The 11,583-nt window shown below is 58.1% G+C and carries 10 protein-coding genes; 5 read left to right on the top strand and 5 right to left on the bottom strand.

Annotated features, from left to right (window positions below; translation table 11 throughout):
* Positions 1-2: 2 nt before the first annotated feature.
* On the top strand, positions 3-440 hold the full coding sequence (locus DC3_RS00960) for a response regulator (protein ID WP_146881711.1): 438 nt from the start codon (positions 3-5) through the stop codon (positions 438-440).
* Complete coding sequence (locus DC3_RS00955; RefSeq protein ID WP_146881710.1) at positions 428-2,296, top strand: hybrid sensor histidine kinase/response regulator; 1,869 nt, start codon at positions 428-430, stop codon at positions 2,294-2,296. Before DC3_RS00960 ends, DC3_RS00955 begins: the two co-directional genes overlap by 13 nt.
* Here the strand turns inward: DC3_RS00955 and DC3_RS00950 are convergent.
* From DC3_RS00950 to DC3_RS00935, 4 genes are all read right to left on the bottom strand, one after another.
* Positions 2,276-3,538: a GGDEF domain-containing protein gene (locus DC3_RS00950; RefSeq protein ID WP_146881709.1), complete on the bottom strand. Its 1,263-nt coding sequence runs from the start codon at positions 3,536-3,538 to the stop codon at positions 2,276-2,278. The genes DC3_RS00955 and DC3_RS00950 overlap by 21 nt on opposite strands.
* 249 nt (positions 3,539-3,787) lie before the next feature.
* The gene (locus tag DC3_RS00945) at positions 3,788-5,131 is read right to left on the bottom strand and encodes a sensor histidine kinase (protein WP_146881708.1); all 1,344 of its coding nucleotides are present in this window, start codon (positions 5,129-5,131) and stop codon (positions 3,788-3,790) included.
* The gene (locus tag DC3_RS00940; protein ID WP_146881707.1) at positions 5,132-5,815 is read right to left on the bottom strand and encodes a response regulator transcription factor; all 684 of its coding nucleotides are present in this window, start codon (positions 5,813-5,815) and stop codon (positions 5,132-5,134) included.
* A gap of 184 nt (positions 5,816-5,999) precedes the next feature.
* Positions 6,000-6,740, bottom strand: a complete 741-nt coding sequence (locus DC3_RS00935) for a hypothetical protein (RefSeq protein ID WP_146881706.1) — start codon at positions 6,738-6,740, stop codon at positions 6,000-6,002.
* Between the two features lie 183 nt (positions 6,741-6,923).
* Here DC3_RS00935 and DC3_RS00930 point away from each other — a divergent pair, with 183 nt between their 5' ends.
* Positions 6,924-9,545, top strand: coding sequence for a winged helix-turn-helix domain-containing protein (locus DC3_RS00930; RefSeq protein WP_146881705.1), 2,622 nt, complete (start codon positions 6,924-6,926; stop codon positions 9,543-9,545).
* Positions 9,546-9,562: 17 nt separating this feature from the next.
* Here DC3_RS00930 and DC3_RS00925 read toward each other — a convergent pair whose 3' ends face one another.
* Positions 9,563-10,159 carry a CGNR zinc finger domain-containing protein gene (locus DC3_RS00925; RefSeq protein ID WP_186815750.1) on the bottom strand — a complete coding sequence of 199 codons (597 nt, stop codon included), beginning with the start codon at positions 10,157-10,159 and terminating at the stop codon, positions 9,563-9,565.
* An 87-nt stretch (positions 10,160-10,246) separates the two neighbouring features.
* Here DC3_RS00925 and DC3_RS00920 point away from each other — a divergent pair, with 87 nt between their 5' ends.
* Complete coding sequence (locus DC3_RS00920) at positions 10,247-11,125, top strand: SDR family NAD(P)-dependent oxidoreductase (RefSeq protein ID WP_146881703.1); 879 nt, start codon at positions 10,247-10,249, stop codon at positions 11,123-11,125.
* 232 nt (positions 11,126-11,357) lie between these two features.
* The gene (locus tag DC3_RS00915; RefSeq protein WP_222594662.1) at positions 11,358-11,582 is read left to right on the top strand and encodes a DUF8691 family protein; all 225 of its coding nucleotides are present in this window, start codon (positions 11,358-11,360) and stop codon (positions 11,580-11,582) included.
* The last annotated feature ends 1 nt before the right edge of the window (position 11,583 follow it).

Raw genomic sequence — 11,583 nt, 5'->3', positions numbered from 1 at the left:
ACGTGCAGGGACGGCAGATTGTGGCAGTTGAAGACAGTGACCAGGACCATGACGTGTTCTGCTGGGCCCTCAAACGCTCAGGACGAAAGAATCCTGTGGTTCGCATTGCCACTGGAGATCGGGTGATTCCCTTTTTGCAGGAAAAGGCCACCGAACACTGGCCCTTTGTGATGGTCCTGGACCTCAACCTGCCCGGCATGGGCGGCCTGGAGATCCTCAGGACCATGAAGGCCGACCCTGTGCTCAGGACCATCCCGGTGATCGTGCTGACCACCTCTGAACACCCCACAGATGTGGACACCTGTTACAACCTGGGCGTCAACAGTTACCTGAAGAAATCCCTGGACACCCTGAATTTTGTGAAAGACGTGCAGGTGATGATGGACTACTGGCTGGACCGTGTGGTCCTGCCCGAGCAGGTGCAGCCATGGACGGCCTGAGAATCCTGATTGTCGAGGACAGTCCCACCGATGTGGAAATCCTGCAGCGCCACCTCAAACGTCTTGCAGACCTGAATCCCACGGTGATCCATGCGTCTTATGGACACGATGGTCTGCGGAGCGTGCGGGTCGCTGAGGTGGACCTGGTCTTTCTGGACATCCAGCTTCCGGACATGACGGGTCTGGAATTCCTGGACCAGCTCCAGGACATGGTGAAAAAGCCTGCTGTGATTGTCCTGACGGGCAGCGCCGATGAGACCACAGCAGTCTCAGCCATGAAGGCAGGAGCACTGGACTTCCTGAACAAGAATAAATTGAACGCCAGCATGCTGGAACGCACCATCAAAAATGCCCTGGAAAGGCACCAGCTGCAGACCGCCCTGCTCAGCACCCAGGCTCAACTGAGCACCATGATTCAGGAGGCTCCCGTGGGCATGGCCCTGCTGGACCCAGAGCTGCATTTCCTGCATGTGAACAGCACCCTGGCAGAGCTTGCAGGCCGCAGGGCTGAAGAGATGCAGGGAAAACACTGCCGGGACATCCAGAGCCCACTCATCCAGCAACTGGAGTGGATGTGCCAGCGGGTGCTCTTCTCCGGAAAAAGCTACCGGGACCTGGAAATCAACTCCATGCAGGGGACCGACTCGAAGCACTGGCTGTGCAGCGTCTACCCGGTGAAAACCCAGGCCGGGCATGTCCAGTGGGTGGGGATCACCGTCACCGACATCACCCGCAGCAAACAGACCTCCATTTTGCTGCAACAAAGCCAGTCCCGATTGAACATGACCCTCGAAGCGACCCGCGTTGGAACCTGGGAGTGGGACAGCCGAACCCGCAAGATCAGCTGGTTTGGACAGACCGACAGGATTCTGGGGTTCCGGGGGAACTCTGGAGACACCAGCATGGATCACTTCCTCAGCCAGGTGCATGGGGAAGACCTGCCCCGGGTGAAAGAACAGCTGAAAGCAGCCATCCGGGAGGGGGAGCCTTTTGAACTTGAGATGCGTGTGCTGCGTCAGGAGGGGACGGTTCGCTGGATCATGAGCCGGGGACGGGTGGAGCATGGGGCCAATCACACGGTGATTTCGGGTGCCCTGATTGACATCACGGATCTGAAAGAGGCTGAACTTGCCCTGCGGGAGATTTCCCAGGCCCAGCAGCGCTTCGTGAACGATGCGGCCCATGAACTTCGGGCGCCCCTGACCGCCATTCAGGGCAACCTGGACCTGATCCACCGTTACTCCAACATGCCAGATGAGGACAAAGAAGAAGCCCTTGCAGATGTGGCCAGAGAAGCCACCCGCCTGAGCCGCCTCGTGCAGGACATGCTGGCCCTTGCCAAGGGTGACTCTGGCGCATTGATCCGCCGTGATCCTCTCGACCTTGAGGAGGTCATTGCAGATGCGGTGCAGGCGGTTTCCTTCCAGTTGCAGAACCATCAGGTCACCATTCAGCTGGAGGGCATCACCGTCATGGGGGATTACGATCGCCTGAAACAGGTGATGGTGATTCTGCTGGAAAATGCCGCCAAATACACCCCCACAGGCGGCACAGTGGCTGTGGGGGCCAGAATCCACAATGAGCACGCATGCATCTGGGTGCAGGACAGTGGAATGGGCATCCGTGAAGAGGACCTGCCCAGGGTCTTTGAGCGCTTCTATCGGGGGCAATTCTCCCGTGAAGCTGATCCTGGGGGGACCGGACTGGGACTGCCGATTGCCAAATGGATTGTGGAGGCCCACGAAGGGACCATCCACCTGACCTCCTTGCCCGGCCAGGGCACCACGGTGTCCATTGAACTGCCCCTGCTTGATCCCGAAGAAGACCCTGTTCCCTCAGGGGAGATAAGCCGGTAGGTTGAGGTTGTAACACACTGTGGCGCACAGGCGAATGAGCTCAACTGTCACCTGCAAACTGTCCTTGTTGAAGGCCTGATTGCTGACGAAATTGTCGAGGTTCAGGTGTCCATACACCTTCCCCTGGTGGGTGATGGGTGCATTCAGGGTGCACTGGATTTCACCAAGCCGCCCGGATTCTTCAAAGACCTCAATGCGGTCAGGATCACCTGAGACCTCTGCACTGAAAAAAGACGTGGAAGAAATGGTGGGAACCTCCCGGAGAATGCGGGGAACCCCATTCATCCATTGTTCTCTGCTGCTGCCATACCAGATCAGTTGTGCCTGCGGGCTCAGCTCCAGCCCCAGAATGTCATCTTCAAAGCCCAGTTGCGCCACCTTGATGAAAGCCTGTCCATCCCACAAGTCCAGGCTTCCGGCCTGGGCGCTTGGAACCATCTGAATGGCATAGTCCAGCATCAGTTGCCAGTATTCAGGCCCAGGAACCTGTTTTGCCAGCAGCACATCCAGGGTGGCCCCCATGCCCCGGATCACTGCATGGCGGTTGATGGTGCCCACCAGATGCCCGTGGTCTGACTTGCCCCGGGAACGTTTCTGCTCATACATGCGTTCGTCGGCGAGACGGGTGAGGATGCGGGCATCTCCTGCGGATTCCCTGGGATGGAAAGCCACCCCTGCACTGATGTCCCCTCCTCGAAACGGGCTGCTTCTCAGTTGGGTGCGGATCTCCTGCATGGCCTCAAACACCACGTGCACCTCTGCTGCTTCCAGACCCTGCAGGATCAGGGCAAATTCGTCCCCACCGATACGGTAGGCGCGGTCTCCGGTTCGCAACTGGGATTGCAGGGCAACTGCCACCAGTTTCAGAAAGGCGTCTCCCTGTGCATGGCCGTGCAGGTCATTGAAGGCCTTCAGTCCATCCAGATCGAGAATCACCAGAGCCAGAGGAGCTTCCTGCTGGGCAAAGTGTTTGAGGGCCTCTTCAAAGGCCCGCCGGTTGCCCAGCCCGGTCAGCAGGTCGGTGTATGCAGCATCATGCAGTGCCTGATAGGAGGAGGTGAACTGCAACAGTTTCAGACCCCACAGGTCAGTGCTGGGAATGGGAACCATGCAGGCTTCAACGGTGAGGATGTTCTGTTGGGCGTGCTCGAAAGACACCTGATGGTCTGGTCCGAGGTGAACCCGGACCTCTTGCTCTGTCTTCAGCAAAGCGCGCAGGCGTTCACCCTGGTAGATGAGCATTCCATCTGAGTTGACAATCCCATCCAGAGCCACAGCCTCACCTTTTGAACATCGGAAAGATCCTCCAGTCAGGAGGGGTTTGCAAGTGAATGCGTACTGTGTCTTTATTTATAACATGTTTACGGAATTTGAAGCGTTTTAAATCACAGAAAGTGCCCCTTTTAGAGCTTTTGTTTTTCATTTTTCAGAAACCAGAGCATCACGCACAGATGTGAACGCTCCCATTGTTGTGTTTCCAGAAGGGGTGTGTTACCGGGGCAAAGTCATGGTGAAACAGGTGCCCTCCCCAGGGGTGCTTTCCACCCCAATGGTGCCCCCATGCGCCTGCACAATGGATTTGCAGATCGCCAGACCCAGACCGCTGTTGTGACCGCTTCTGGATTCATCCGCACGGTAAAAACGCTCGAAAATCAGTGGGAGGGCTTCACCGGAAATGCCACTTCCGGTGTCCTCCACCGTCAGGATGGTGGTGGTGTCCGTGCTCTGTGCCCTGAGCAGGATCTGCCCTCCTGCGGGCGTGTGCTTGAGTGCGTTTCCAATGAGGTTTTTCATGACCTGCAGCATGCGGGTCGGGTCCATCGGGGTGGGAGTCACGTCCGGGCCCACTTCACTGACCAGTTTGACACCAGCGGTCTCAGCCAGATGATGGAAGGTGTTCTGGGCCTCCTGCAACAATTCTGCCGGGTCCAGAGGCACTTTTTGCAGTTGCAGTTCACCCGCATCTGCCAGAGACAGGGTGCGCAGGTCTGCGACGAGTTCAGACAGGTGCTGAGCCTCCTGATGCAGCGTTTTCAGGCGCTCCGGGGTGGGTTTCAGGGTGCCTTCCTGCATGGCCTCCAGGTAACCCCTCAGCACGGTCAGGGGGGTCTGCAGGTCATGGGCGATGTCCGCAGTCATCTGCCTGCGCAGGTGGTTGGCATGGTGCACCTCATGGCTCATGTCCGAAAAGGCCACCAGCACATCCCCCAGTTCATCCTGTGGAGGGGAGTGCAGGGCAGGAGGGGTCTGACCTGCACGCATGAGTTGAATGGCCTCCGAAAGTTTCCTGACAGGCCCGAGCAGCACCCGTGAAAGCAATGCACCCAGAACCACCGAACCGACCACTGTTGCCAGCATGGCATACAGAATGGCCGTGGAAATCTGGGACAGCACATCCCGCTCTCCTGGTCCAAACCCCCTGGGTCCCGGTCCATTGTCCCGCAGAACACTGTCTCTGGGCAGCAGCACCAGTTCACCAATCACCCGACCATCCACCAGCAGTTCTGTGCTGTGCTTCAGTGCATCTGGTGGCAGCACCACCCCGGGTTTGTACTTCTCGTTTCCGGCCATCACCCGTCCAGAAGGATCAGCAACGACAAAAACCGGACCCTGACCGGGACCGTTCCTGGGAATTCTGGGAAGGCCTTCTAAAGACTGGTTCTGGCGGTAATACTCCTGCACGAAGCTGGCATAATTGCTCAGAAGCTGCTGGTCCTGAAACTTCCCAAACTGCTGCCCTGTGACGTACCGGGCAAAAAAACCCACGCTCAGCACGCCCAGGACACTGACCAGCACAAAGGCCCCCATCACCTTCCAGACCAGAGAAATGCGCATTCATCCCTCCTCGGGATTGAAACGGTACCCCACCCCAAACACCGTCACGATGTGTCTCGGTTGACTGGGGTCCTCCTCAATCTTGCTGCGCAGGTTGCGCACATGCACATCAATGGTCCGCTCAGAGGCCAGGGCGTCCTCCTCCTGCAGCCGGTCCAGCAATTCTGTGCGCTTGAAGACCCTTGAAGGCGACTCCAGAAACACGCTGAGCAGGTCAAACTCCGAACGGGTCAGGTCCACCGTTTTGCCAGAAACCTTCACCACTCGGGCCTCCCGGTCCAGTGAAAGACCGGGAAACTCAAACACCTGTCTGCTGGGGGTTCCCTCGGTGCGGCGCATCACCGCACGGATGCGGGCCAGAAGCTCCGCCATCGAAAACGGCTTGGTGATGTAATCGTCTGCACCGAGTTCCAGACCCAGCACCTTGTCGAGCTCCATCACCTTCGCCGTCAGGAAGATGATCGGGGTGTCCGAAGTTTTGCGGAACGCCTTCAAAAACTCCAGACCATCCATCTCCGGCATCATGATGTCCAGCAAAATCAGGTCCGGCGGATGGTGGCGGGCCGTGTACAGCCCCTCCCGCCCATTGTTGCTGCAGATCACCCGGTAGCCCTGTTCCGTCAGGTACTCCTTCAGAAGATCCCGCACCCCGGCATTGTCTTCAACCACCAGAATCGTCCTCATGTCTTGATGTTATTCGCTTTCTGTGAAAGGCGCAGGGTGTGCATTTGAGAGCACTGCAGGTCAGATCCCCCTGCGCCGCACTGCGTTCGGAGCTGTCTCCCTTAAGGAAGGGGGACTGGGTGTGCCTCTGAAACGGTTTCCAGCTGAGACAACCACCAACCCCCTTCTTCAAGGCAGGGGGGATTTACCGTGCCCCCAGCTCGATGATCACTTTCCCACTGCCGCGTTCCACCACTGCAAATTTTGCTTTCTGGGCTGCGGCGTCCACTTCGGCTTTCTGGGCGGTGCTGTCAAAGGTGGCTGTGGCTTTGCCGCCATTCAGGGGGTCACCATCGTAGAAGGTCACTTTGCCGCCACCCAGGAGCCCGAAACCTCTGCGGCCTTCCTGAGGGGCTTTCATGCCCTGCTGGCCTTGCTGGGGCTTTTGCAGGTTGCCGGGTTTGCCCTGCCCACCGTTGGGTCCACCTGGGCCTCTGCTGTCCCATTTGCCGCCCTGGCCATTGGGTCCGCCATTCATGTCCCCCTGAGGGCCTCTGGGTCCACCCTGGCGGTCATCTGGACCCTGAGAAGGATCGGGCTGTTTGCTGAGGTCGATCACGTGGCTGCCACGGGGGTCTTTGACCACTGCGAATTTTGCGTTGTCTGGTGCATCGGCGAAAGGTGCAGTGCCACGGGTGGGTTGTGAGGTGACGGTCCTGATCAGCTTGCCGCCGTTCATGGGATCGCCGTCGTAGTAGGACACTTCCAGTTTGATCTGGGCCTGAGGACTGTTCTGGGTTTGCTTCTGTCCTGGCTTCTGGACCTGCTGGGTTTGCTTCTGGGACTGTTTTTGTGCGGTGGTGTTGCTGTTGGCCAGAGAGAAAGAACTGGCACTGGCGAGAACGAGGAGAGATGCGGTCAGGTATTTGCGAAGGTTGGTTTTCATGGTGGTGTTCCTTTCAGGTGCTGCACCCTGGGGTGCCGTTCACCTTGATGGGAAGTATGCACTGGGGGTTTTAAGGGGTTTTTTGGGAGTTGTTAAGATCCTGAGTAGATCAGGGCCTCTTGGTCTTTTGGTCCAGAACTGGCACCATGGAGGAACTTTGATGCCTGACAGGAAACGCCAGACATGCTGATTCTGAACACCAAACTTCACCGCCCTGATCCCGGGCATCTGCAGGTGGAGCGCTCCCGTTTGCTGGACAAACTGCAGGCTGGGCTGGACACTGGATGCAGGCTCACAGTGGTTTCTGCTTCTGCAGGTTCAGGAAAAACCACCCTGGTGAGCCGATGGGTCGAAGGGTGTGGCCGTCCTGTGGCGTGGCTTTCCCTGGAACCTGCCGACAGCGTGCCGAATCGCTTTTTGACTTACCTGATCGCTGCGGTTCAGACGCAAGTTCCAGATTTTGGGATGTCTTTGCTTTCCGTGTTGCAGGCCCCCCAGCAGCCTGTGCTGGAGTCGCTGCTCACGGTGCTGGTCAATGAACTTGCTGCCCTCTCCACACCTCTGGTCCTGGTACTGGATGATTTTCATGTGCTGGATGATCCACAGATGGATCGGGTCATGGATTTCCTGGTGAAGCACCTGCCTGCAAACATCCATCTGGTCCTGATGGGTCGAGAAGATCCGGGCTTTTCACTGGGTCGCCTCAGGGCTCAGGGGAAGGTGAGTGAACTGAGGCTCGCGGACCTCCGGTTCACGCCGGAAGAAACCGGTCAATACTTCAGGGAGTGCATGGATTTGCCCCTCTCTGCAGCAGAGGTGACTGTCCTTGAAGAGCGAACCGAGGGCTGGATTGCCGGTCTGCAACTCGCGGCCCTGTCTTTGCGGGGTCAGCCTGACCTGGAACAGCGGGTGGCCCAGTTTTCTGGAAGCCACCGTTTTGTGCTGGACTATCTGATGGAGGAGGTGTTGCAGGGGCAGCCTGAAGAGGTGCAGCAGTTTCTGCTGCAGACCTCCATTCTGGAGCGCATGTGCGCGCCACTCTGCGCAGCGGTCCTGGACATGGACCCTTCAAGTGCCCAGGGCATGCTGGAGCATCTGGAGCAGGCGAACCTGTTTCTGGTCCCCCTGGACCATGAGCGCCGCTGGTTCCGTTACCACCACCTGTTTGGTGAACTGTTGCGCCAGCGTTTGCAGCACACCAGAGACCCGGAAACCGCAGCCCTGCATCTGCGGGCCAGTGGATGGTTTGAGGAACAGAACCTCGGTCTGGAGGCATTTCAGCATGCGTGTGCTGCCCAGGATCTGGACCGTGCAGAAAGGCTGGTGCTGGGCCGGACCATCCCGCTGCATTTTCGGACGGCGGTAGATCAGGTGCTGGACTGGATGGCTTCTCTGCCTGCCTCCGTGCTGCACCAGAGACCCCTGCTCTGTGCCATGCACGCCTCTTTTCTGCTGGTGAGGGGGCAGACCCGTGGGGTGGCTGAAAGTCTGGAAGTGGCAGAAAAGGCCATGCTGCAGGCAGATCAAACCCCTGAATCCCGGAACATGCTGGGGCAACTGGCTGCCATGCGGGCCACCCTCAACCTGACCCGTTACCGTCTGGATGAGGTCATGGTGCATGCTGACCGTGCATCTGAACTGCTCCCTCCAGAAAACCTTCCGTTTCGTTCTGCTGCCCTGTGGGCACGCGCCTGTGCCCTGCTGGAAAAAGGCGCACTGAACGACGCTGCCAGAACGTTTCAGCAGGCCCTGGACCTCAGTGAATCGGTCAAGGATGTGTTTTCGGTGATCCTCTCGGTGAATGGCCTGGGCAGGGTGCAGGAACTCAGGCACCAGTTGAATGTTGCGAAAGAGACCTACCTGCGGGCGCTGCATTTGGCAGGGGAGCCTCCCCTCCCGAATGCAGCAGAGACCCATCTGGGGCTGGCCCGGATTGCCTTTGAAAGAAACCATCTGGAGGAGGCCTGGAAGCACGCCCATCAGAGCCTTGTGCTGGCCCACCAGTACGACAGGCAGATTGACCGATTTCTGCTCAGTGAAATGGTGCTGATCCAGTTGCACCTTGCCCAGAGGGATCTTGAGGGTGCCCAGGCGAGACTTTTGCAGTGTGAGCAGAAGGCCGCAGAGGGTTTTCCGCACCGATTGGCCGAACTGCAGGCCCTTCGTGTGAGGCTCCTGCTGTTACAGGGAAAGCTGGAGGATGCAAAAAGCCTTGCCGATCGGCTCGACCATGCACCCAGTCAGGCACAGGTGGCTCTGGCCCAGCGAAAACCTGCTGAGGCACTGGATCATCTTGCTCCTTTGCCTGGACAGGCAGAGGTTGATGGCTGGACCACAGAGCGCCTGAGGCTCACCTGCCTTGAGGGACTGGCTTTGCATCAGCTGGGACAGCAGAAAGCTGCTGAACAGGCACTGGTCTCTGTGCTCGCTCAGACCGCTCCTGAAGGCAGCATCCAGATGTTTCTGGAAGCTGGACCTGTCATGCTATCACTGCTGCGCCAGATGCAGGGACGCATGCCTGCCCACCTGCAACCCCATGTGCAGCAGATTCTTGCTGCTGCTGTAAAATCTTCATTGCAACCTGCCCCCGTCCAGCAAGGAGAGGCCCTGTTCGAGCCCCTCAGCAAACGCGAACAGCAGATTCTGGAACTGGTGGCCCAGGGCCTGTCCAATCAGGAAATTGGAGAACGCCTGTTTCTGGCCCTGGACACGGTGAAAGGTCACAACCGCAACATCTTTGGCAAATTGCAGGTGAAAAGCCGCACCGAGGCCCTTGTGCGTGCCAGGGCACTGGGACTGCTCTGATCCTCAGAGCATACAGTTCAGGAACCAGGGTCCTGCTGCATTTCCTGTTTGCGTTTGCGGTAGGCACGCATGGCCATCATGGCTCCGCAGGGGTTCTGGCTGCAGAAGGTTCCTGCACCATTGCGGGTCCGGTCATAGAAGGCCGTCTGGCAGGTGTCGTTTCTGCAGGCTTTCATGCGGTTCCAGCGTCCTGAGAGCACCAGTTCGGTGATGGCCGCCAGAATCCTGCCCAGAGCTGCACGCCCTCCCTGATTGTGAGGCACAAGCTGCACATCTCCGGAAGAAATCAGGGTCACCAGGGGATGGTTTCTGGTGAGGCGTTGCAGGCTTTCTGTGGCCTGCTGCAGTTCAGATGCCTCCATTTCAGCATCGTTGAGGTGGGACAGCAGCAGAACCACAAGAGCCGACCTCAGGTGTTTTGCTTCTTCCAGGTCTGTTTCGGTGATCTGGTCACTGGAACCAATCAACTGGTGCTGGACCAGCCACTGTTGCAGGGCTTGAAGGTGATCAAACTGTTCTGGCTGCAGTTTATTGGGTCTGGTGTTGACAAAGGACAGCACAAGTTCTGCTGCTGCATCGGGTTGCAGCAAGGAGGTGGGGGTGGGGCTCACCATGGCTTTCATTGTACGGAAAGACCTGGCAGGCACTGTGATGCACATCCGGGGTTGACAGTTATGTTCTAACCCTCTATGCTCATAACCATGACTGAACAAAACTTTTCCAGACCATCCAGCAGCACATCCACAAGAACATGGTTCATCACCGGTGCCTCCAGCGGTATTGGACACCACCTTGCCCTTGCCGTCCTGAAGCGTGGCGATCAGGTGGCCGCTGCTGCTCGCAATACCGCAGCCCTGACAGATCTTTTGACCGATTTTCCAGATCAGGTTCTGCCCCTGACCGTCGATGTGCGAAGCGAAGCGTCCGTACAGGATGCCGTGCAGGCAACGGTGCAGCGGTTTGGGCGCATTGACGTGGTGGCAAACAATGCCGCCTACGGCCTGTTCGGAGGGGTGGAGGAAGCCACAGACCAGCAGGTGCGTGACATCTTCGACACCAACGTTTTTGGGGCAAGCAACGTGTTGCGGGCCGTTTTGCCCGTGCTCAGGGGGCAGCGTTCTGGACACATCCTGCAGGGGTCCAGTGTGTATGGCCTCACTTCACATGCAGGGGTGGGCCTGCTCGCAGCCACCAAACACGCCCTCGAAGGCCTGACCGATGCCCTCCGAGAAGAAGTGGCCCCTCTGGGCATCCATGTCACCCTGATTGAACCGGGCATGACTGCAACACCGTTTCTGGCCAATCTGCAGGTTGCCACCCCCATTGCAGACTATGACGCCACCGTCCGACAGGTCCAGCAGGCCATTGGTGCCCTTCCGCCCACAGCCTTTCTGAACCCTGCATTGCTTGCTCAGACTGTGCTCATGGCTCTGGATCAGGACACCCCACCCACACGTCTGGTGCTGGGAGAGTCAGCCCTGAATGCAGTGCAAACCACCCTGGAAGGACGCCTGCAGGACCTGAAGCAATGGCAGCCCCTCACCCTTGCTGCCGCAGGAAAAACAGTCCAGCCTGTCTGAAGTCATCTATACCCAGGAACCCCTGATCTGCAGATCAGGGGTTCTTTCTTTGAACAGTGTTGTCACCCCCAGCAACACCCGGAACAACACTTTGGTGTCTGTTGCTTTCTGGTCCTGACTTCTATCCTGGTTTTACCGGGCGCAGACCGTCTCAGCCCTCTCCCAGAGGCACATGACCTGCTTTTCCTCAGGGGAGGGCAGACCAGGGTCTCATGCTGCCCTGAGGTGAACCTTGAAGAACCTTCCAGATGCTTCCCAGATGGGAAAATACCAGATTCGGCTGCAGGGACAGCTCGGGCCGGAGTGGTCCTGCTGGTTTCCTGGGTTTACCCTCACCTCAGGTGCTGGAGAAACCCTGCTCAGTGGAGTGGTCGAGGATCAGGCTGCACTTTACGGACTGCTCAGAAAATTGCGCGATGTGGGCTTGCCTTTGCTTGCCCTGCAACGCCTGGACTGAA

It is taken from the genome of Deinococcus cellulosilyticus NBRC 106333 = KACC 11606 (assembly GCF_007990775.1).
GTDB lineage: Bacteria > Deinococcota > Deinococci > Deinococcales > Deinococcaceae > Deinococcus_C > Deinococcus_C cellulosilyticus.
This window is presented reverse-complemented; position numbering and strand designations above follow the sequence as displayed.